Source organism: Candidatus Competibacteraceae bacterium (assembly GCA_016713505.1).
GTDB lineage: Bacteria > Pseudomonadota > Gammaproteobacteria > Competibacterales > Competibacteraceae > Competibacter_A.
Genome location: JADJPA010000002.1, coordinates 271,557 through 293,318, shown reverse-complemented (window position 1 = coordinate 293,318; position 21,762 = coordinate 271,557). Strand labels below are relative to the sequence as shown.

The following is a 21,762-nucleotide window of genomic DNA, read 5'->3' as shown; positions in this document are numbered from 1 at the left end:
GGTCGTCAAATCACGATGAGTTCGGCTTTGAGAGCGCCAGCCGCTTTCAGCGCTTCCAAGATGGCGACCAGATCGCTGGGCGAGGCGCCGACTTGGTTGACCGCCCGGACGATATCGTCCAGCGCGACGCCGGGATTGAACAGAAACATCGGTTTCTTTTCCTGGTTGACCGCAATATTAGCATTCGGCACCACCACGGTCTGACCGCCCGACATCGGGGCGGGCTGGCTGACCACCGGGTCTGAGGTAATCGTCACCGTCATGTTGCCGTGCGACACCGCCGCCGGACCGACCTTGACGTTCTGACCGATCACCACCGTGCCGGTGCGCGAGTTGACGATCACCTTAGCGGTGCCTTGCGCCGGCACCACCTCGATATTCTCCAACACCGCGATCAGGCTGACGCGTTGGTTGCGCTCGGCCGGCCCGCGCACCTGTACCGAGGTGGCATCCACCGCCTGCGCGACCTCGCCGCCCAACGCCTTGTTGACCGCTTCGACGATGCGCTCGGCGGTGGTGAAATCGGCCTGCCGCAAATTCAGCACGATGGGACCGTCCTTAGCAAAGGTGTCGGGAACCTGACGCTCCACGGTGGCGCCGTTGGGAACCCGGCCGGCGCTGGGGACGTTGACCAGGATTTTCGACCCCCCCGCCTCGGCCCCCAGTCCGCCGACGACCACGTTACCCTGAGCTATTGCATAGACCGCGCCATCCGCGCCTTTCAAGGGCGCCAGCAGCAAGCTGCCGCCGCGTAGGCTCTTGGCGTTGCCGATCGAGGCCACGGTCACGTCGATGGTCTGACCCGGTTTGGCGAACGGCGGCAGCTCGGCTTGCAAGGACACGGCCGCGACGTTCTTCAATTGCAGGTTGACTTCCGGCGGAATGGTCACGCCCAGATTGGACAACATGCTTTTCAGGCTCTTGACCGTGAACGGGGTTTGGGTGGTTTGATCGCCGGTGCCGGTCAGGCCAACCACCAGCCCGTAACCGACCAGTTGATTGTTGCGAACGCCGGCGACCGTGGCCAAATCCTTGATGCGGTCGGCCCAGACGGCTTGCGCCAGCAAGCCCAGCAGCAAGCCCAGCGTAAAACGGCGCAACATCGCAGCCATCCCAAGGCCCGCCCCTAGAACGGCCACAGCGGGCTTAAGAAAAACCGGCCGAACCAGCCGATGGTATTGGCGTCCGCCAGCGCACCGTTGCCGGCGTAGGTGATCTTGGCGTCAGCCACCCGGTTGGAGGGGATGGTGTTGTCGGAGGCGATGTCCTCGGGCCGGATGACGCCGGAAATCTGCACCACTTCCTCACCCTGATTGAGCGTCAACATCTTTTCGCCGCGAATGGCCAGGTTGCCGTTGGGATAAACGCCGACCACCACCGCCGACACATCGCCGGTCAAGCTGTTGCTCTGATCGCTGGAACCCTCTCCGCCGAGCTTGCGCTCGCCGTTGGCGGAATTTTCCAGCATGACCGAACCGAGCGCGAACGGCACGCCGAGCACCGTCGGATTTTGAATGTCGATTTCGCTTTTCTTGCTGGCGTTGGTGGACGCCGACTTGGTGGCGGCGGTTTTCTCGACCAAGCGAATCACCACGGTGTCGCCGATCCGGCGCGCGGTGCGGTCCTCGAACAACCGCATGTCGGCGCCGGCCTGATAAATCGTGCCCGACCGGCGGGAGCTCGGATCGACCGGATCGGCCAGCGGCATGACTTGCGGCGTGACCGGCTTGAAATCGTAGTGCGGCGCCAAGCCGCTGCATCCCGACAGCAGGACGATGAGGGCAAGCGCGGCGGGGGCTTTGTTCATGGCGGCTTACAGATTGTTATTGACGTACTGCAACATCTGATCGGTGGTGGCGATGGCCTTGGAATTCATTTCGTAGGCGCGCTGGGTTTCGATCATGTCCACCAGCTCTTCCACTACGTTGACGTTGGAGGTTTCCAGCGAACCTTGCGAGACCGGCCCCAGCCCGTTAGTGCCGGGATTACCGGCCTGAGCCGCGCCGCTGGCCGCCGACTCCAGAAACAGGTTATTGCCGATGGGCTGCAAGCCGGCGGGATTGACGAAATCCACGGTCTGTACGGTGCCGACCTGATTGGGAGCTACCTGACCGGCGAGCTGCGCGCTGATCGTGCCGTCGCTGCCGACCGTGATGCTTTGGGTATTAGGGGGCACCGTGATTTCGGGCTGCAACAAATAGCCGTTCGAAGTCACGATCTGCCCTTCCGAATTCATCTGGAACGAACCGTCGCGGGTATAGGCCACCGTTCCGTCAGGCATCTGAATCTGGAAGAAGCCCCGGCCGTTGATGGCCATATCCAGCGCGTTGCTGGTTTGCACCAGATTGCCCTGAGTGAAGGTCTTGGCGGTGGACACCGTGCGCACCCCGGTCCCCAGCATCAGCCCGGACGGCAGTTGAGTGTTTTGCGAGCTTTGGCCGCCGGTCTGGCGCACGTTTTGATACAGCAAATCCTCGAACTGGGCGCGGCCGCGCTTGAAGCCGGTGGTATTGACGTTGGCCAGGTTGTTGGAAATGACCGACATGCGGGTCTGCTGGGCGTCCAGACCGGTCTTGGCGATCCACAAAGCTGAAGTCATAAGGGTGGTTCCTATTCCAGACGCAACAATTGATTGGTGTTGCTAGAGTTGTCCTCCGCAACCTTCATCATCTTGACTTGCAATTCAAAACGGCGGGCGGATTCGATCATGCTCACCAGCGCTTCGGCGGGGTTGACGTTGCTGCTTTCCAGCGCGCCGTTTTGCAGCCGGACCGCGGCGTCCGCCGGAGCGGGCTGGCCGTCGCTGGCCCGCATCAGGCCCGCGGCTTCCTTGTACAGCGTCCCGTCGGCGGGCTTGACCAGCTTGATGCGATCCACCGCCACCAGGTTTGTCGGCCCTTCGCCGAGCGGACGGATGGAAATGGTGCCGTCGGCGCCGATTTCGATTTTCTCGGCGGGCGGCAGGGTGATGGGACCACCGTTGCCCAGCACCGGCCGGCCGTTGGCCGTGGTCAGCAGGCCGTTGGCGTCCACCTGCAAATCGCCGGCGCGGGTGTAGGCTTCGCCGTCGTCGGGTGCTTGCACCGCGATCCAGCCTTCGCCCTGGATGGCGACATCCAAATCGCGGCCGGTGGTCATGATCCGGCCGAGTCGGGTGTCCACGCCCGGCCGTTCGGCCATGGCGTAAACCCGCGTCGGCAGGCCCTGATCGCCAAAGACCGGCATACTGCGAAAATCGCCCATGTCCTGGCGAAAGCCGACCGTGTTGGCGTTGGCCAGATTGTGGCTGACCAGCGCCTGCGCCCGCAGGGTTTGCTGGGCGCCGGTCATTGCGACATACAACATGCGGTCCATGGCGCGGGTCCGTCACTCAGCGGATTTGCAACAGGGTCTGGGTCATCTGATCGGCGGTACTGATGACCTGCGCGTTCGCCTGGAAGTTACGCTGGGCGCTGATCATCTTGACCAGTTGTTCGGTCAGCTCGACGTTGGACAGCTCCAGCGCGCCGGAGCGGACCAAGCCCAAGCTGGAGGTGCCAGGTTGGCCGACGATCGCCTCGCCGGCGGCGGCGGTTTGCACCCAAGACGCATCACCGACCGGACTCAAACCCTGCTTGTTGCGGAAATTCGCCAGAGCGACCATGGCCTGCGCCTTGGACTGGCCGTTGCTGTAGCGACCGAAGATGGTGCCATCCTCGCCGACATCCACGCCGACCAAGCGGCCGCTGGCAAAACCGTCCTGGGTGACCGAATTGGTGCTGGATTTGCTGCCGAACTGAGTGGAGCCGGTGAAATCCAGACTCATGGCCAGCGGCGTGGTGGCGCCACTGTTGGGGTTCAAAGCGGCCAAATTAACCGTGATGGGGAGAGGATCGAAAACGTTGGGTGTGGTAGGGTCGCTGTCGTGATCCAGAGTCTTGACGATCTGCCCGTTGGTGTCGAAGGTGATGGTATTGTTGGTAGGCGTAACAGCCGCCGCGACCGGCGGTGTGGCAGCGGGATCGCCCAGCGGATTCTTACCATCGGCGCCGTAATAGACCGTCCAGCTATTGGGCGTGCCGGAGTCCTTGACAAAGTAGGTCGTCAGCGTGTGCGAGGTCCCTTGGCTGTCGTAAAACGTCGAAGAAGTGGAATAGTTGTAGCTTTTGGGATTGGCGTAATCGAAGGGTGTCACCGTCGGTGCGTTATCGCCGGCGTTCAAATTGATACCAAAAAGCGTTTTGGAGGTGGCCTTGGCGTCGTTTTGCTTGGTGTCCAGAAAAATATCGCTGGTCTGAGCGGCGAATCCCGCATCTCCCAGCGACGCAAAACCCTGAAGCCGTTGGCCGGTGTTATTGACGATATAACCGTCCTTATCGATCCCGAAACCGCCGGCGCGCGTGTATTTCATCACATCGCCGTCCCGGAGCATGAACAAGCCTTCGCCGTCCAAGCCCAGATCCAGCGGATTGCCGGTGGTATCCAGGTTGCCCTGCTTGAATTGCTGGGTGACGGCGTTCAGCTTGACGCCGGTGCCGATGCTGCGGCGGGTGGACGTCCCCAGATCGCTGAGCGAGAAGATGTCGCCGAATTCGGCGCGGGATTCCTTGAAACCCGTGGTGTTGTTGTTGGCGATGTTGTTACTGATGACGCCGAGATCGGAGTTGGCGGCATTCAGCCCGGTAAGGGCGGTGCGAAACGACATTTTTAATCTCCTTGCGGATACCTAGGATTAATGAACTTCTTTGACCTGACTGAGGCCGTAGCTGCCGATGCCGGCGAGATTCAAGGTAGTCTCCTTGCCGGTCTGGCCCAGCGAAACGCTGTCGACCTTGGTCCAGAACTGCGTGTCAAAACTGCTGCTCTTGCCGTCGGCCACCGTCCCTTCCACCCGGAAGGTGTACAAACCTGGCGCCACCCGCGCGCCGTTGCCGTCCAGCCCGTCCCACTGAAAATCCACAGGTCCTTTCGGTTTCGCGCCCAGATCGATCCGTCGGATTTCGCTACCCGCGGCACTGGTGACGACCACCGTGACCTTGTTGGCGGTTTCGGTGATGTTGGCGCGGCCAGCGATGGGGCCTTCCGCGTTGAGGTAGGCTTTCTGGCCGTCGACCAACACCGAGTGGCCGACTAGATTGGACGCTTGCAAGGCGTTCATCGACTGAAGCGACTGGGTGAGGGTATCGAGCGACTGCTTCATCTCGATGATGCCGTTCAGGGTGCTGAACTGGGCCAGTTGCGCCATGAATTGCTGGCCGTCGAGCGGCTTGGTGGGGTCTTGATTCTTGAGCTGCGTGGTCATCAGCCGCAGGAAATCCGCCTGATCCATTTGATCGTTGGCTTTTTTCGTGTCGGTCTTGGGTTTCGAGCTGGCGTTTATGCTGTCGAACAGCGTCGAATCGAGTCCGCTCATGCCGGCGCCGGAGGTGGTCGTCATGGTGTTTTTCCTGGTTAATCGCCCAAAGCGAGCGTGCGCATCAGCATCTGCTTGGAGGTGTTGAGCACTTCCACATTGCTCTGATAGGAGCGCGACGCGGAAATCATGTTGGCCATTTCCTCGACCGGATTGACGTTCGGCAGATTGACGTAGCCTTGCGGGTCGGCGAGCGGATGGTCCGGCCGATACTCCCGCCGCAGCGGCGCTTGGCTCTCGACGATGCCCAACACGTCCACGCCGGCCACTTCGGCTTCATTTCCGGCGGCGTCGAGTTGCGTTGCGAACACCGGCTGGCGCGCTCGATAGGTGTTTGCCGTGCTGCTGCTGATGCTGTCGGTATTGGCCATGTTGCTGGCGGTGGTGTTGAGGCGCACGGTCTGCGCCCGCAACGCCGAACCTGAAATATCGAAAACTTTCAACAAGGACATTCATTACTCTCCACGGATGGCGGCCAGCAGGCCCTGCACGCGGTTGCCCATGAACTGCAAGCTGGCTTGATAGCGTAAGGCGTTGTCGGCGAAGGCCGCTTTTTCCTGCTCTTCCTCGACCGTGTTACCGTCTATCGCCATCTGAGCCGGCGTCCGATACAGCGGTGCGCCGGGCGCTCCGCCTTTGGCTTGCAGGTGCGCGGCGTGGGTCACCTCAAGCGCGCCTTGCCGATCCTGCAAACCGGCCAAGGTGGCTTTAAAATCCAGATCGCGGGCCTGATAATTGGGAGTATCGGCGTTAGCCAGATTGGCCGCCAAAATCTCGGCGCGGCGAGAGCGCACTTCCAACGCCTGGCTGTGGACGCTCAAGGCTCGTTCGAAACCGATGGCCATTTCCGCAACTCCTGAAACCGTATCCGACGCGAACAGATCGTTGATTGGGACGGACCAGCGCCGGAAAAACGGCGCGCCCGTGATACTTCTTTAGCAGAAGCAAAGGACATGCCGCTTCATGATAAGGCGTCATGCTGAGGCTTGCCGCCGGTTTGATTGAAGGTATGTTGTGGCATAGTCACTGCTTCGCCGCTCCGCTTTACAGGCGGAGCGAGGTCCCATGCCACCACCCATAATCAGGAGCGGCCGAATGCGAAGACTGCGTTGGTTGGCGGGTAGCCTCACGCTCTGGTGCGGGCTGACGATACCGGCGGGAGCAGCCGAGGAGGCGATCCAACCGCTGGACACCATCCAGCAACGCGCCTCCGAATTCCTGGCGGCGCACTATCGCAACCGAGCGGAACCTCCAGAAATCCTGTTCAAGGAACTCGACCCCCGCTTGCGGTTACCGAAATGCGCCGTGGCCCTGGATGCCTTTCTACCCGGTGGCGCGAAGCCGTTTGGCGCTACCTCGGTCGGCGTGCGCTGCCGCGGTGTCCGGCCGTGGACCGTCTATCAAAGAGCCAACGTGCGGGTTTTCGAGCGGGTGTTGGTCGCCAGCCGCTTCCTGGCCAAGAATACGATCCTGAGCCCGGCCGATCTGCAAGCCGAACGCCGTGAGCTATCGACTTTGACGGAGTACGCCACCACGTCCGAAAACCTGCTCGGCAAGCAGTTGCGCCGCGCCCTGCCAGCGGGGGCGGTAGTAGTACCGCAAGCGGTCAAAGGCGTGCCGCTGATCCGGCAGGGTGAAACGGTCACGCTCGTCATGCGCCAGGGCGGAATGGAGGTTCGCTCCAGCGGGATCGCGTTGGGCGACGCGGAGCTGGGTCAGCGCTTGCGAGTGCGTAACGAAAGCTCCAAGCGGGTGGTCGAAGGCACCGCGACGGCCAGCCGTCTCGTCGAGGTTGGACCTTAGCGGAAATTCCATTAAAGTCAGCCCACATCCGGCCGATAACCTCAGACGTACTCTTTGAACCAATGGGATGGATTTGCACCATGGCCATCAACACTATCAACGGCGCCTATGCCGCACCCGTTCGCGGCGGCTACGCCGAGCGCGCCGCTCCGTCGAACGTGGCGGCTACGCCGGACAAACCGGTCGGCGAAGTCGATAAGGTCCAGCTGACGCCGGGCTCGATGAGCTTGCGCCAATTGGAAACCGGGCGTCAGGAGCCACCGGTCGATGACCCTAAAGTCGCGGCTCTGCGTAAAGCCGTCGCCGAGGGCAGCTATCAGGTCGATTCAAGCCGGCTCGCTCGCAAGATGTCCGACTTTGAAGAAACGCTGTTTTCCTAGGAAGGCGGTTCAATGACGCTGGCGACCTTGATGCGTGAAGAATTGACGGCGGTCGAGCGCTTGCAGCAGTGGCTGCAACGCGAATACGACGCTTTGAAAGCGCGGGATTTAGCTGGCCTGGAGCAGGTCATCACCGAAAAACAGCAGTGTGTCGAGCGGCTGCGAGCGTTGACCGATGCCCGGCTGCATTATCTGAAAGCCCAGGGAATCGCCGATGCCCGGCACTGGACATCCCATGTCGAGAAGTTGCCGGTCGCGCAGCGGCGAGAAATTGACACGCTATGGGGTGCGCTGGAACAAACCGCCCAGCAGGTCCGCGCGCAAAATGATGTGAACGGCGCGGTGATCGCCGCCAGCCGCAACCACGTCGAGCGGACGCTGGCCATCCTGCACGGTCGTGATTCCTTGGATTTCCTGTACGATCAGGACAGCCGCAAGGTGTTCGGCAGCCGCAATCAGCCGATTGCGAAGGCGTGATATCCGTGACTGCTCCGCTCGCTCAATCCCGTTGCGGATTTCGCGGCGACCGGTGTTTCGCCGGTCGGCCAGCCATTCTGTCAAGCGGGTTCCAGTCGAGCCGCGTCAGAGCTGCCAGCAACGGTTCCGGCCCGCCTGCTTGGCCCGGTAAAGAGCCTGATCGGCTCGGTCGAACACGCTTTCTGGAGCATCGCCCGCTTCAAAACCGGCCACGCCGCAGGAAATCGTCACCGGAATCGTCACGCCATTATGGCTGAACTGTGCTTCCGCGATGTTGCGACGCAGCTTGTCGGCGACGTTGAACGCGGCCGCGTTGTCCGCCCCCGGCAACAGCATGGCGAATTCCTCGCCGCCGAAGCGCGCGATAAAATCCGTACTGCGGATGCGGCCGGCCAATTGCTGGGCCACGCCGCGCAATACCTCGTCGCCGGCCGCGTGGCCGTAGCGGTCGTTGATGTCCTTGAAGCGATCGATATCCCAGATCACAAAGCTCAAAGGATTGCCGAAGCGTTTCCAACGCTGATACTCGTTTTGTAGCTGATCTTCGTAAGCGAGCCGGTTATAAACACCCGTCAGCGGGTCTTTGCGCATGGTTTCGCTCTTTTCCTTCAACAAACGAGCCAGCATTTCTTTCTCTTTGCTCAACACAACCACCTGGTTTTGCAGGTCCGCAATCAACCGGTCTTGCCCGACCATCAACGACAGCGGCTCGCCGGCCAACGCGGGTTGCGCGGTCCGCTCTTTGGCGTGAGTGACTTTTTGCAGCTTGCGCCACCCGTGAAGTCCGGCTTGCGTCGCGGCGAACGAGCCGATGATCGCCAACAGGGTCGCTGAAATAGCGTACGGCTCCAGTGTTTGCAACACCCCCCATTGCTCGGTCGCCATGCCGCCTGACACCATCGCCGAAGCCCCGCGCCAGACGCCTATCAATGCGAATGCTTGAACGGAGATTTCAAGAAAACGCCTCATCTTGGTTTTCATTTTCATCCTACCTTCGTAGTGATTCCCTGACCGTCGCTCGTGACTGATTCACGCGTTGACGCAGTTTTTGGCAGCTTTCAATACTCACAACGTCTCCCACTCGAACGTAACGATTCCTCCTTTAACCGTTACCTGTTCGCTTTCCCGGAATCCCACGAGACGTTTTGCAAGAACAATACCAATTAAAATAAGTTAATAATCAATATCTTGATAAAAAACAGGACGTCAATAATTTGACTTGGCCCACTCTGCGCGAGCGGCCCGCTGCGTTGTCAATTCATTGACGGCGGCCCGCCGCACGGTTTTGGTGTTTGCACGGTGAGCCGTCACCAACAGCCAGCCGCTCGCGGCGCTTTAACCGAAACTCATCGATCAAGTCGCTTTTCAGTTAAATCCGAAAATTTGGCGTTCATGCGATAAAATCAGGATCAGGCTGGCATTCAGTGGGAGCGGACCTCATGCAAGCGATGCGATTCAATTTCAGAACCCTGTGCCGCAACGCGGCGGAGCGCGGCGGCCAGATGCAGCGCCGTTTGCTGGATGCGCTAGAGGCGCGACACACCGTCAAGAGCTTGCCCGAGTTCGGCATCGAACGGGCGGCGCAACTGGCCGGTTGCACCGCCAGTCACATCCGTAATTTGGAACTGCGCGGCGACTTGCCCGAACCCCGGTTGGTGGAAGCCGGCTCGATCCAGCGGCGGATTTACAACTACAACGAGGTCAACCGCATCCGCGCCGCCATCGGCAAACGGCCCGGCCGGCCGCTCGGCGCCGGCTGCGTGCGAGTGGTGTTTTCCAACCTCAAGGGCGGCGTGGCGAAAACCACCATGTCGCTGCATTTCACGCAATATCTGGCGCGTGAGGGCTACCGCGTCCTGCTGGTGGACGCCGACCCCCAAGCCACCGCCACCGGCGCGTTCGGTTTCATCCCCGATCTCGATCTCGGCGACGGTGACGACCTGTTTCCAGCTCTGACCGAAAGCCCGGCGCTGATCGAAAAAGCGGTCAAACCCACTCATTGGGAAAATCTCGACTTGCTTCCGGCCCGACTGGCCCTGCAATACACCGACTGGCGGCTGTCGCAACCGGAGGAGCGCTACAATGAAGCGCTGGGACCGCCGCCGGTGCGACTGCACCGGGCGCTGAAAGAGATCGAGGACGGCTACGACATCGTCGTGATCGATACCCCACCCTCGCTGGGGATGCTGTCATTGAACGCCATCGCCGCCGCCAATCTGATCGTTATGCCCATCGTCCCGCACATGTACGACATTTCCTCCAGCGTTCAATACTTCCGCATCCTGGAGCAGATTTGCGCGCTGTACGAGCGGGAAATCAACGTGCAGCGGCTGAGCATCCTGCTGACCAAGGTGGACGCCAGCACCGAAACCCTCAACAACATCGCCGTGATCAACGGCGCTTACGGCGAATTGCTGCTCAGCAACCGGATGGGCCTGACCAAGGAGCTGCAAAAATCCGCCAGCGATCAGGTCAGTATCTACGAGATCGACCAGCCGCGCGGTTCCCGCGACACCTACAACCGGGCGGTGATGATGCTGGATGGCGTCAATTCCGAAATCCTGCTGGCGGTGCGCCAGCTCTGGCAACAGGAAGTGCTCAGCGGCATCGAGGCGGCCGAGCACCGCGCCAAGGTGATCGTATGAGCCGCCGCAAACCGCTGAAAAGCTTGAGCGACTGGATCGGTGCCGGCGGTCACAGCTTCAACGGCAGCCTGCTGAAAAGCGACGATGACGGCGCCATCCGCCAACTGGAGCTCGACCGGATCATCGCCGGCCGCTACCAGCCCCGGCACCGTACCGATGACGACTATCTGGCCGAACTGGAACGCAGCGTCCGCCAGTTCGGCATCATCGAGCCGCTGGTGGTCCGGCCGCTGGCGGACGGCAGTTACGAGATTCTGGCCGGCCACATGCGCTGGCGGGCGGCGCAACAGGCCGGTTTGAGCAGCGTGCCGGCCGTACTGCGGGAAGCCGACGACCGCACCGCCGCCGCCATCGCCCTGGTGGAAAATCTGTTGCGCCGCGCCCTGAACCCGATCGAGGAAGGGCGGGCGCTGCGGCGGTTGCGCGAGGAGTTCGACCTGACTCAGGAGCAACTGGCGGAACTGCTCGGCCTGTCGCAACCGGCCATCAGCAAGGCGCTGCGCTTGTTGAGCCTCGATCCGAAGGTGCAAGAGCTGATCGAAGACGGAAAGCTGGAAGCCGGCCACGGAAAAACGCTGCTCGGTTTGTCGCGCGCGGCGCAAGTCCGGCTGGCCGAACAAACCGCCGCAGCCGGCTGGAGCGTGCGCGAGCTGGAGCGACGCCGGACGCTGCTGGCCGCTTCCCCACCGTCGCGCTCGACCGTAGCGCGCGATCCTGACCTGGTTCGGTTGGAGGAACGCTTGCGAGAGCGGCTGGCTGCCCCGGTCCGGTTGCGCTACGACGCCGCTCGCGGTTACGGGCGTATCGAAATCAGCTTTTCCAGCCTTGAGGAGTGCGATGGAATTCTATCCACCATTGGAATCAATAAAGCCGATAAATGATAATTTAATTTTACATCTGTAAGTAATTTAATATTAATAACAGTTATTTTACCGTTTATCGTGTTTTACTTGAATTTTTTTATAAAAACGATATAATGTAAAAATTATATATCAACAATGTTTGTGGTAGACCTCACTTTACCGCGCCACTCCAGGCGCGGTCTTTTTATTGCCGATTCGCCTTTGACAGTAACGGGTGCGATCCCGGCCACGGCCATCAAGCCCCGCCTCCTTGCCGTCGCCACCCGAGCAGCCTTTAGTCACTCTCACTCCTTCAGTCTTACCGTTGCAATCGGCGAAGCGCGACTGTCACGTTTTTCCAGTAAAGCCGTCACCGCTTGCAAAACAACCATTGACAGAAAACTAAATTCATACTATGTATTATCCTTGTATATACAAAATAGATTTTTCCGATGGGGAAAAGCAAAAAGAAATCCAGCAAGGACGATGATGTAAAGCTGGTGGTCCGGATCGAGGCGACGTTGCGCGATGCGTTCATCGAAACTTGTCAAGAAATGGATACTACCGCTTCGAGGGAGGTGCGGCGGTTCATTCGGGATTTTCTGACCCACTCGTCCAAGGAAGCCGAGTAAGCCGCGGCGGCGCTCGCCGTTCTGCATCGTTTATTAATTGTTAGTTAATTGATTAATTTAAATTTTTATTAACTTGATTTTTTGAGGTGCGCCGTCATGTTTCCCTCCCCCCGCATCACTGGCTCTCAGGAGCAAACCCGCGCGGCGCTCAAGGCCATGAGCGCCTATTTTATCGCGACCGATCAAGCCCGACCCCGGCAGGAACGGCAGCAGTTGGCTCAGGAATGGCTGGCGGCCGTCCGTCGTTTGCGCGCCCCCCGCTAGCGTCTGCTCCGGCCCGCCGCTCCGGCGGCCGGCGGTCTTGCATCCCATCTGGCCCGCCGCTCCGACGGGCTGGAACCCGCTCGTGAATTCCATCCGCCAACGGCTTCTGTGGTGGCTGTTGGCCGGCTTGTCCGCCGTATTGGCCGCCTCTGGCTACGCCGCCTACCGGCAGGCTCGGACCGAAACCAATGCGTTGTTCGATTACCAGTTGCAACAAACCGCGCTGGCGCTGCGCAACCAAAATCTGCTCGTCCTGGCCATCGGCGGCGACAACGAGGTGACCGGCGATCTGTCAGTGCAAATCTGGGACCGGAGTCGGGGTCTGTTATACGTCTCCCAGCGCCAGCGGGAACTGCCCTTCGCCACCCAACCCGGCTTCGCCGATCTCGCCTGGCAAAACGAGTCCTGGCGGCTGTTTGCGCTGCATGCCGGCGAGCGAATCGTGCAAGTCGCCCAACCGTCAGGGGTGCGCTTGCGGATGAGCGCCGATATCGCCTTGCGCAACCTCGCGCCGTTCCTGCTGCTGTTGCCCGGCATGGGGCTAGTGGTCTGGTTCGGCGTGGGCGCGAGCTTGCAACCGTTGTACCGGATCGCTTCCGAGATCCAGCGCCGCCGTCCCGGCGCGCTGGAACCGGTCGCCGCGGATCGCCTGCCGACGGAAATCACCCCGCTGATCCGCGCGCTTGACGAGCTGCTGGCGCGGTTGGCGCAAACGCTCGACAACCAGCGGCAGTTCATCGCCGACGCCGCCCACGAACTGCGCACCCCGCTGACCGCCGTGCGCCTGCAAGCCGCGTTGGCGCGACACGCCAGCACGGCTGAGGAGCGCGCCGGCGCGATTCAAGATTTGGAAGCCGGTTTGGGGCGCGCCACGCATTTGATCGAACAACTGCTGGTTATGGCGCGACTGGACGCCGAGCCGACCGGTCGGTTGGAGCCGATGGATTTGCTTGAGCTCGCCAAAACCGTGGTGGTGGAGCAGTCGCCCATCGCCGATAGCAAAGCGCTCGATCTGGGTCTGTTGTCCGGCGAACCGGCTACCATGACCGGCGATCCGGCCGAACTGCGCGCCTTGCTCGACAATCTGGTCGGCAACGCCTTGCGCTACACGCCCGCCGGCGGACGCGTGGATATCGAGGTGCGTCAGACCGAAACCGAGGTGGTGCTGGCGGTCAGCGACACCGGACCCGGCATCCCGCCCGCCGAACAAACGCGCGTGTTCGACCGCTTCTACCGCGGGGCTGACGCCGCGGCGCCGGGCAGCGGGCTCGGCTTGGCGATCGTCAGGCGCGTCGCCGACCGGCATCACGCTCGCATCGATTTGGACTCCTCTCAAAACGGCTCGGGCTTGCGGGTCACGGTGCGTTTCCCGCAGGCCCGAGTCATGGCTTGACCACATCGCCCGGAAGCAGGGCCGATAGGGCTTTCCAAGGCCGCTCGGAGCCTGTTGGCGCGCGCCTGCCACGGACCGCGAGCGGCGGGTTTTGGAGTATAGTGAGCGCCGGCATAAGACCAATGATGAGAAGAAACGCCCATGCCGTTCATCGATAAACTCAAGGACGCGGTCTTCGGCAAGCCGTACGACCCGCTCAACCCCGAGACCCGCCATAATTTGGCCATGGTCGCCTTTCTGGCTTGGATCGGTCTGGGGGCCGACGGTTTATCCTCCGCCTGTTACGGCCCGGAGCAAGCCTTTTTAGCCCTGGGTCAGTACACCCATTTCGGGCTTTATCTCGCCGCCGCCACTTCGCTTACCGTGTTCGTGATCGCCCTGGCGTACAACCAGGTGATTGAATTGTTCCCCAGCGGCGGCGGCGGCTACAAGGTCGCCACCCAACTGCTGGGGCCGCGCGCCGGCTTGGTATCGGGGTCGGCGTTGCTGGTGGACTACATACTGACCATCGCTATTTCGATCGCCGCCGGCGTGGACGCTCTGTTCAGCCTGCTGCCGCCCGGCGCGCAAGCGTACAAGCTGCCGACCCAAGTCGCGCTGATTATCGTCTTGATCATGCTCAACTTGCGCGGGATGAAGGAATCCATTCGGGTGCTGTTGCCGATTTTCATGGGATTTTTCCTCACCCACGCCTTTCTGATCGTCTACGGAATTATCGCGCACTTCGAAGGGCTGCCTCATCTGATCCCGGACACGATCACCGAAACCCAACAGCTGACCCAACAAATGGGCTGGGTCTTTGCCGTTTCGTTGTTCTTGCGGGCTTACTCATTGGGCGGCGGCACCTACACCGGCCTTGAGGCGGTTTCCAACAACGTCAACATGTTGAGCGAGCCCCGCGTCCGCACCGGTAAATACACCATGTTCTACATGGCCGCCTCGCTCAGCTTTACCGCGGGCGGCGTCATCTTGTTGTACTTGCTGTGGCAGGCCCAATACGTTCCCCACCAAACGCTGAACGCGGTCACTTTCAGCGCCATCATCGACAGTTGGGGATTTGGGCCGCTGGTCGATCATGCCTTGCTGGCGGTGGTGCTGGCGCTGGAAGGCGGCTTGCTGTTCGTCGCCGCCAACACCGGCTTTCTCGGCGGTCCGACGGTGCTGGCCAACATGGCGGTGGATTCCTGGGTACCGCGACAGTTTCGCAACCTGTCTGGCCGGCTGGTCACCCAAAACGGCATCCTGCTGATGGGGCTGGGCGCGCTCGTCATCCTGCTGTGGACCAAGGGTGACGTGTCGGTGCTGGTGGTGCTTTACAGCATCAATGTCTTCATTACTTTTTCGCTGTCCTTGCTCGGGCTATGCAAGCATTGGTGGGCCAGCCGTTACGATGAGATCGACTGGAAACCGCACCTGCTGCTATCTCTGCTCGGGTTCGCGGTGACCGGCGGCATCCTGATCGTCACCGTGGTGGAAAAATTCACCGAGGGCGGCTGGCTGACCATCTTGATCACCGGTCTGCTCATCGCGCTCTGCGCTCTGGTCAAGCGCCACTACGAACACGTCCGCCAACAGTTGCGCAAGATCGACGCGCTATATGCGCCCCGCCCCGACTGGGGCGAGGACCTGCCCGAACCGCCGCTGGCTCCCGAACAACCGACCGCCATCTTCCTGATCGGCAAAAACCGCGGCTTGGGCATGTACGCCCTCAAATGGATCAATGAAGTATTCAGCGGGCACTTCAAGAACTTTGTTTTTGTGAGCATCGGCGAGGTGGACGCGGAAAGCTACGGCGGCAAGGGCGCGCTGCGCTCCTTGCAATACCAGATCGAAAATTCCTTGCGTTACTACGTCAACTATTGCCATAGCCAGGGTCTGGCCGCCACCTCTTATGCCGCTTACGGCACCGACGTAGAGAACAAGCTGGAAGAACTGGTGGTTAAAGTGGTGGCGGACTACCCTACTTCGGTTTGCCTGGGGAGCAAGCTGATCTTCGACAACGAGAGCTGGCTGATCTCGTGGCTGCACAACCACACGGCCCTCGCCATGCAGCGCCGCCTGCACATGCGGGAAATCCAGATGATCGTGATTCCGCTGAAGATTTGAACGGCGCGCCGAACCGTTCCAAAGCCTGTCGCTATCGATCCAGCGACGGGTCTAGCAACGCTTCGACCGACACCGCCAAGCGGTCCAAGGCATCGCCATAAAAATGGTCGGTTCCCGGCAGCACGTGCAACCGGGCGGTCGGCTGCCAGCGTCGCAGCCATTCTCGCAACCGCGCCGGCGGCGCGAACTCGTCGCGCTCGCCGACGATGACCAGCCATTCGGCAACCGGCTCGGGCAGATTGCTGAAATCCAGAAAAGCCAGCGGCGGCGCCACCAGCAGTTGCCGGCGCGCCGAGGCCAGCGGCGGCGCGAGCGTCAGGTTGATCCAAGCCCCGAAGGAGTAACCGGCCAGGTCGGTCACGATCTTGTCACGTTCGGCCAGATACGTCGCGGCGGCTCGAACGTCGTCCCGCTCGCCCGGACCGTCAGCGTACTGGCCTTCGCTGGCGTTCACGCCCCGGAAATTGAAGCGCAGCGTGGTGTAACCCCGTCGCTGGTAGGCGGCGGCGATGACCCCTACCACCGGGTTGTCGAGATCGCCGCCATACAGCGGATGAGGGTGGGTGATGAGCGCCGCCTTCGGCCCGGCCATTTGACACAACCGCCCCTCCAGACGCAGCGAACCCGCAGCGAACGAAACGGGTTGTTCGACGGCCGGCATCGAACCGCACCCGCGAGTTTATTTGGAATAGACCGAATCCCAGATTTTCCCTATCCAAGAGCGCTTGTTCCAGCTTCCTTTCAGCCCTTTTTCGAGGAAGAATCCGGTGTATTTCTTATCGGTCCCCATGATGTGTTCTCGCAGCCATTTTCTCAGAAAATGGATAAGCTCCAGGTTGACCGCTTTGGCATCGGTCCTGAATTTATTTTGAATTGCAATCACCTCTTTCTTGAGGTCTTCATGCTGTTTTCTGTGCGCTTCATAATAAGGGTAATCAAATATGCGGAACAGGCTTTCTTCAAGCGCAAAATGAACGATAGTGTATTGGACGAGCTCGTTTAAAATATCTTCGACAACGGTGGAATTGGGATAGGGTTTTACTGTTTCATCATAGAGCTTGTTAATCAAGACCACCAGCACCTTATGCTGCTCATCAATTTCCTCGATACCGACCGAAAGCTCATCCGCCCACGGAATAAATTCTTTCATGCTCATCTCCAGTTCTGTATTCCAATAAAAGCCCGCATTTTCGTAAAACTATTGTAAGGCGCATTTTGTAAAAACCGGTCGGCCGTCGATGCGAAGACCCGCAACGCACGGCCTGTTCGGTAAAGGGTCACTGGCCATCGGTCGATATGAGCCAGCGGTGGCGCTCAGGCCACCGCCGCCGCGCGCAGCCGATCGTGCGCTAGCAGGTTCTGAAACTCAGCGAATGGCAAAGGCCGACCGAAATAATAACCCTGGCCTTGATCGCAACCGTGCGCCCGCAGGAACTCGACATGTTCGAGCGTTTCCACACCCTCCGCCACCACCTCCAGCCCGAGGCCGTGCGCCAGAGTGACAATCGCATCCACGATAGCGGCGTTGCTGTCGCTGGTCGGTAAATCGGTGACGAAAGAGCGATCGATTTTCAAAACGTCGACCGGAAACCGTTGCAAATAGCCCAGCGACGAGTAGCCGGTGCCAAAATCGTCGATGGCGATTCGAACCCCCATCGTTTTAAAGGCTCTCAGCGCCGCGATATTATCCTCGGTGTGATGCATCAAAATCCCTTCGGTCAGCTCCAGTTCCAGACAGGCTGGCTCAAAGCCGGTTTCCGCCAATAACCCTTTCACCAGATCGGTCAAATCGCTTTGCCGGAATTGGCGGGCCGATAAATTGACCGCGATCCGAAATCCGGGATAGCTGTTTTTATGCAGTTGGCCGATCGTGCGAACCGCCGTCCGCAAGACCCATTCACCTACCGGCAACACCAGTCCGCTGTCCTCGGCGATCGGAATGAAGCGAGCCGGCGGCAGCAAGCCGAGTTCGGGATGGTTCCAACGGACCAGCGCCTCGGCGCCGGTAATGGCGCCGATGTGAAAATCCCATTTGGGCTGATAATACAATTCCAGTTGCTGGCGCTCTACGGCATGGCGCAGGCTATTTTCCAGATTCAGCCGCTCGCGGGCGATGATCGTGGCGCCAGACAGATAAAATTGGTAGCTGTTGCGGCCCAAATCCTTGGCCCGATACAGCGCGCTGTCGGCATTCTTGAGCAGGTTTTCGGCGCTGCGGCCATCGCGGGGACACAGGCTGATGCCGACGCTGCAATTGATATGCAGCTCGTGATCCTCGATCTGATAAGGCTCGCTCACCACGCCCAGAATCCGCTCCGCCATCCGGGCGGCGCCGTCGTTTTCTTCCAGATCGGGCAAGACGATGGCGAATTCATCTCCGCCCTGCCGGGAGATGGTGTCGCCTTGCCGCACGCAGTCCTGCAAGCGCTTTGCGACCTCCCGCAGCAACTGATCCCCGACCGTGTGGCCGAGCGTGTCGTTGATCCGCTTGAAGTGATCCAGATCGACCAACAGCACGCCCACTTGCACGCGGTCGCGCAAGGCCCGCAACACCGCCTGCTCCAGACGGTCGCCCAGCAGCGCTCGGTTGGGTAGGCCGGTCAGCACGTCGAAATGCGCCAGATGCTGGATGTGCTCTTCCGCCTGTTTGCGTTCGGTGATGTCCTGGATGACCGCCACGAAGTAATCCACCACGCCGTTGGGGCGGCGCACGCAGCGGGTGGAAACGCTGGCGTGAAGCAAGGCGCCATCCTGACGCAGGAACCGTTTTTCGAGCGAATAACCATCAATCCGCCGGTTCATCATCCGGTCGAATTGGGCTAGATCGGTCGCCAGATCGTCAGGATAGGTCAGTTCCGCCCAGCTCAAGCGCAGCAATTGCGAGCGCCGGTAACCGAGCAAATCACACAGCCGGTCGTTGACCTCCCACCAGCGCTTGTCCGGCCCGATCAAGGCGATGCCGACCAGGGGCAATTCGAAATAACTGCGAAAGCGGGCTTCGCTGGCGCGCAGGGTTTCCTCGGTGCGCTTGAGATCGGCGATATCGGTATTGGCGCCCAGATAGTGGGTCACGCGGCCGGCTCGGTCGCGCAAAGGCACGGCGCGAGTATCCAGCCAGGTCGTCCGGCCCGAGAGGCTTCGAAACCGGTGGTCGACCGCAAACTCGCTCCCCTCTCGCACCGCTTGCCGCCACGTCTTTAACACCTGCTCGCGCTCGTCGGGATGCACGGCCTGGGTCCACGGCACCCCCGCGGCCTGCTCGGCGGTCAGCCCGGTCATCTGGCACCAGCGGTCGTTGACGTAACGGCACTCGCCTTGCAGATCGGTCATGAAGATGCCCGCCGGCAGCTGCTGGGTGATCATCCGATAGCGCTGCTCGCTCTCCCGCAGCGTTTCCAGGCTTTGCTGCAACCGTTGGATTTCCGCTTCCAGCCCGCGCTGGCGGGCCACATCCTGCCGCAGCTGGTGGACTTCCGTTTCCAGTTGGTGCTGGCGGGCGGTGTTGCCCTGGCGCCACCGCTCGACTTCGACTTCCAGCTCCCACTGCCGGTCGTTCAAGCCGCCGATGCGTCCCTTGAGCTCGTTTCGCTCCCCGACGACATGGCGGTATCGGCCGAACAGCATGACCACGGGGATGCCGAGCATCCCCAGCAGCAACAGGCCGCCGCCGACCCACAAACGCAACCCGTAGCTATCGAAGTTGCTCTCGGTCAAGCGCTCGGGCTGAGCGGCCGCCCCGGCGGCCAGCGAGAAGGTCAGCCCGACCCAGCACACCCAAAGCAGCAGCAAGCCAACCCGCCGGACTCGTCCGTTGGGGCTTCGAGCTTCAAAAAACGCGCGCGCTGACGGCCCCAACTTTTTGGAGCAAAAGCCTGCTTGCAAGCTCAGCCGATCCATCCGTTTCGCTTCCAGGGTGAGAGCCTCAAGACACCTCCTTCAGCGGTTCGTGCTCGTTCCGGCTCTGCGAAGAAGCGTAGGCGGCAAATTCCGTTTCATCGTAGGGTTCGACCAACCGCTCGCGCGCGAACGCCCGAAAGTGACTTTCCACGATTTTACTGTGCAACCCGTTCTTGCGATACAACCCCAAAATAAGCCGTGCTTCAAATCCGTCGCCCCGCTCCAGCAGGTCTACATAGTCGGATTCCAGCGCTTTCCGTTCGACTTGGGTCAGGCGATCCAGGGCCGCTTGCAAGCGCGCAGCCAAAAATTGCGTGCGCAAGCGCTCTTGCTGGGCTTCCGGCAATGCGGCTTCCTCAGTTTGGGCCGGCGCGGTGGTGGAATTGGACGGAAGCAGCGGCCTTGTCACCTTCGAGGCGCGATAGTCCTCGCGAAAGGCGGCCATCAAATACGCTGGTAAATTATGCACCTTGCCCGCCGTCATATCACGCTCGGCGATTGCGATATTTTCTTCCAGATAATCCGGTTGGTAAGTGGCCAGCGCCATGCGGATCTGGCGGGCGCTCAAACCGAAAGTCGAAAGCTTCTCGCGCACGTGCTCCAGGCGCTGCAAACGATCCTCTGGCTTGTCGACGGCCGGCGGCGGTTCCTCGGCGGCGGCCAACCCGGCCTGATGTTGGGCGAACAACAACATCTGCGGGTTGTCGCTGACGCGGAACCGCACCGCCGTGATCCTGCGGTGATCGCGCTGGTAATCGATTTCCAGCACCAGATCCGAAGTGTCGTTCACCTGCCGCACCGCCGGTTTGATCACTTTGTCGTTAAACTTTCGAAAATCCTGATAATAACCATCCGCTTCACTGATCCCCAACAAGCGCTTGAGGATGTCCAATCCGATCCAGCCGGTGGTGCCGATCCGCCGGTAGCGCAGGCAGTTCTCGTACAGGGCCAGGGCGTAGCTGCTGCTGAATTTGCGTTGGATACTGAGGTTGAGCAGTGCATAAATTTCGGGCCGATAGAGCTTCTCGCAAAGTTCGGGGCTGTAGGCGTAAACGCAGTAGCCTCCCCGGATGACCGCCTGAGCCAGCAAGGTGGTGGCGCCCCACTCTTCCTGACGGCCATCCTCATCGAGGATGTTCCATTCCAACACCGTGCGCGCCAGCGTTTTCAGGGCTTCCTTGAGGGGGTCGAGGTTGTGGGTGTTGAATCCGATCGCCTCGGCGAGATCCTTGACCCGAATACGGTGCACCCGCGCGGTCAACAGGCTTTCGTAGGCATTATACAACAATACATTCGAGGCTTTACGCTGGGTAAGCGTCAGCCGGTTGTTGATGTGGATGGCGGCAATGTGCTTTTTAAGATTTTGATCGGCCAGATCGGCGACGACCATTCTTCGGCCCGCATCCACGCTATTGTGCTTTTCCCTACTGCGTGCCATGTCTCGTAGTCTAGCAAAAATGTCCCCCTGTCAAGAGAAATTTTACGGGGACATATTTATCCCATAAACGGGGACATTTGCTGGCGCTCACCGCTTTGGTCCGGCCGGTTTCTCCCTCTGAAATCGCCGCCAGCCAGCGCTGGCATCCGAAGTGTCACGCGGGGGACGGTTTGAAAAAAATGAAAAAGCAATTAATTGATTAACAAGGAGTTATTCTGAAATTTATTGCGGATTTGTGTCGAAAAGCTCGAAAAAATCCCATAAACGGGGACATTGGAGTTTTTCATCCCATAAACGGGGACATTACGTCCCATAAACGGGGACATTACGTCCCATAAACGGGGACATTACGTCCCATAAACGGGGACATTACGTCCCATAAACGGGGACATTACGTGTTATAGTATATTGATTTTTAAAATAAATTTTCAACCTAAACATTCTTTAAACGTTTCTTTTAAACGTCTTTAAACGTTTTTAAACGAGCGTCGTC

The 21,762-nt window shown here is 60.2% G+C and carries 22 protein-coding genes; 9 read left to right on the top strand and 13 right to left on the bottom strand.

All coding sequences use genetic code 11. The features are described from left to right. Nucleotides 1-5: 5 nt before the first annotated feature. From IPK09_16300 to flgB, 8 genes are read right to left on the bottom strand one after another with little or no spacing between them, the layout of a single operon-like run. Nucleotides 6-1,112 (bottom strand): flagellar basal body P-ring protein FlgI, encoded by a 1,107-nt coding sequence (locus IPK09_16300; protein MBK7985160.1) that lies wholly within the window; start codon nt 1,110-1,112, stop codon nt 6-8. Nucleotides 1,113-1,126: 14 nt separating this feature from the next. Beyond that, a complete protein-coding gene (gene flgH, locus IPK09_16295) occupies nt 1,127-1,807 on the bottom strand; it encodes a flagellar basal body L-ring protein FlgH (protein ID MBK7985159.1) in 681 nt (226 codons plus the stop codon). A gap of 6 nt (nt 1,808-1,813) precedes the next feature. After that, complete coding sequence (gene flgG / locus IPK09_16290; protein MBK7985158.1) at nt 1,814-2,599, bottom strand: flagellar basal-body rod protein FlgG; 786 nt, start codon at nt 2,597-2,599, stop codon at nt 1,814-1,816. 11 nt (nt 2,600-2,610) lie between these two features. Continuing rightward, nucleotides 2,611-3,354 (bottom strand): flagellar basal-body rod protein FlgF, encoded by a 744-nt coding sequence (gene flgF / locus IPK09_16285; GenBank protein MBK7985157.1) that lies wholly within the window; start codon nt 3,352-3,354, stop codon nt 2,611-2,613. A gap of 16 nt (nt 3,355-3,370) precedes the next feature. Beyond that, a complete protein-coding gene (gene flgE / locus IPK09_16280; protein ID MBK7985156.1) occupies nt 3,371-4,684 on the bottom strand; it encodes a flagellar hook protein FlgE in 1,314 nt (437 codons plus the stop codon). 27 nt (nt 4,685-4,711) lie between these two features. Next, on the bottom strand, nt 4,712-5,416 hold the full coding sequence (locus IPK09_16275; GenBank protein ID MBK7985155.1) for a flagellar hook assembly protein FlgD: 705 nt from the start codon (nt 5,414-5,416) through the stop codon (nt 4,712-4,714). A gap of 14 nt (nt 5,417-5,430) precedes the next feature. Further along, the gene (flgC, locus tag IPK09_16270) at nt 5,431-5,844 is read right to left on the bottom strand and encodes a flagellar basal body rod protein FlgC (GenBank protein MBK7985154.1); all 414 of its coding nucleotides are present in this window, start codon (nt 5,842-5,844) and stop codon (nt 5,431-5,433) included. A gap of 3 nt (nt 5,845-5,847) precedes the next feature. Then, nucleotides 5,848-6,237 carry a flagellar basal body rod protein FlgB gene (flgB, locus tag IPK09_16265; GenBank protein ID MBK7985153.1) on the bottom strand — a complete coding sequence of 130 codons (390 nt, stop codon included), beginning with the start codon at nt 6,235-6,237 and terminating at the stop codon, nt 5,848-5,850. Between the two features lie 250 nt (nt 6,238-6,487). Between flgB and flgA the strand changes: the two genes are divergently transcribed. The 3 genes from flgA (at nt 6,488) to IPK09_16250 (ending at nt 8,052) form a co-directional block, all read left to right on the top strand. Further along, complete coding sequence (flgA, locus tag IPK09_16260) at nt 6,488-7,195, top strand: flagellar basal body P-ring formation protein FlgA (protein MBK7985152.1); 708 nt, start codon at nt 6,488-6,490, stop codon at nt 7,193-7,195. Between the two features lie 80 nt (nt 7,196-7,275). Beyond that, nucleotides 7,276-7,575 carry a flagellar biosynthesis anti-sigma factor FlgM gene (flgM, locus tag IPK09_16255; protein ID MBK7985151.1) on the top strand — a complete coding sequence of 100 codons (300 nt, stop codon included), beginning with the start codon at nt 7,276-7,278 and terminating at the stop codon, nt 7,573-7,575. A 12-nt stretch (nt 7,576-7,587) separates the two neighbouring features. Beyond that, nucleotides 7,588-8,052, top strand: a complete 465-nt coding sequence (locus IPK09_16250; protein ID MBK7985150.1) for a flagellar protein FlgN — start codon at nt 7,588-7,590, stop codon at nt 8,050-8,052. A gap of 105 nt (nt 8,053-8,157) precedes the next feature. On the opposite strand, the gene IPK09_16245 is transcribed toward IPK09_16250, so the two are convergent. After that, nucleotides 8,158-8,937, bottom strand: a complete 780-nt coding sequence (locus IPK09_16245; protein MBK7985149.1) for a GGDEF domain-containing protein — start codon at nt 8,935-8,937, stop codon at nt 8,158-8,160. A 554-nt stretch (nt 8,938-9,491) separates the two neighbouring features. Here IPK09_16245 and IPK09_16240 point away from each other — a divergent pair. From IPK09_16240 to IPK09_16215, 6 genes are all read left to right on the top strand, one after another. Beyond that, nucleotides 9,492-10,697 carry an AAA family ATPase gene (locus tag IPK09_16240; protein ID MBK7985148.1) on the top strand — a complete coding sequence of 402 codons (1,206 nt, stop codon included), beginning with the start codon at nt 9,492-9,494 and terminating at the stop codon, nt 10,695-10,697. After that, a complete protein-coding gene (locus IPK09_16235) occupies nt 10,694-11,578 on the top strand; it encodes a ParB/RepB/Spo0J family partition protein (GenBank protein ID MBK7985147.1) in 885 nt (294 codons plus the stop codon). Before IPK09_16240 ends, IPK09_16235 begins: the two co-directional genes overlap by 4 nt. Nucleotides 11,579-11,991: 413 nt before the next feature. After that, nucleotides 11,992-12,171, top strand: a complete 180-nt coding sequence (locus tag IPK09_16230) for a hypothetical protein (GenBank protein ID MBK7985146.1) — start codon at nt 11,992-11,994, stop codon at nt 12,169-12,171. Between the two features lie 96 nt (nt 12,172-12,267). Next, complete coding sequence (locus IPK09_16225; protein MBK7985145.1) at nt 12,268-12,435, top strand: hypothetical protein; 168 nt, start codon at nt 12,268-12,270, stop codon at nt 12,433-12,435. A gap of 82 nt (nt 12,436-12,517) precedes the next feature. Continuing rightward, nucleotides 12,518-13,828: a sensor histidine kinase N-terminal domain-containing protein gene (locus IPK09_16220; protein MBK7985144.1), complete on the top strand. Its 1,311-nt coding sequence runs from the start codon at nt 12,518-12,520 to the stop codon at nt 13,826-13,828. A gap of 141 nt (nt 13,829-13,969) precedes the next feature. Beyond that, complete coding sequence (locus IPK09_16215) at nt 13,970-15,934, top strand: APC family permease (GenBank protein ID MBK7985143.1); 1,965 nt, start codon at nt 13,970-13,972, stop codon at nt 15,932-15,934. 31 nt (nt 15,935-15,965) lie between these two features. On the opposite strand, the gene IPK09_16210 is transcribed toward IPK09_16215, so the two are convergent. The 4 genes from IPK09_16210 to IPK09_16195 form a co-directional block, all read right to left on the bottom strand. Continuing rightward, entirely contained in the window at nt 15,966-16,595 is a 630-nt protein-coding gene (locus IPK09_16210; GenBank protein MBK7985142.1) for an alpha/beta hydrolase, read from the bottom strand. Between the two features lie 18 nt (nt 16,596-16,613). After that, nucleotides 16,614-17,084 carry a hemerythrin family protein gene (locus tag IPK09_16205; GenBank protein MBK7985141.1) on the bottom strand — a complete coding sequence of 157 codons (471 nt, stop codon included), beginning with the start codon at nt 17,082-17,084 and terminating at the stop codon, nt 16,614-16,616. Between the two features lie 164 nt (nt 17,085-17,248). Next, nucleotides 17,249-19,723, bottom strand: a complete 2,475-nt coding sequence (locus IPK09_16200; protein ID MBK7985140.1) for an EAL domain-containing protein — start codon at nt 19,721-19,723, stop codon at nt 17,249-17,251. Nucleotides 19,724-19,856: 133 nt separating this feature from the next. Further along, entirely contained in the window at nt 19,857-21,221 is a 1,365-nt protein-coding gene (locus tag IPK09_16195) for a replication initiation protein (protein ID MBK7985139.1), read from the bottom strand. Nucleotides 21,222-21,762: the final 541 nt, after the last annotated feature.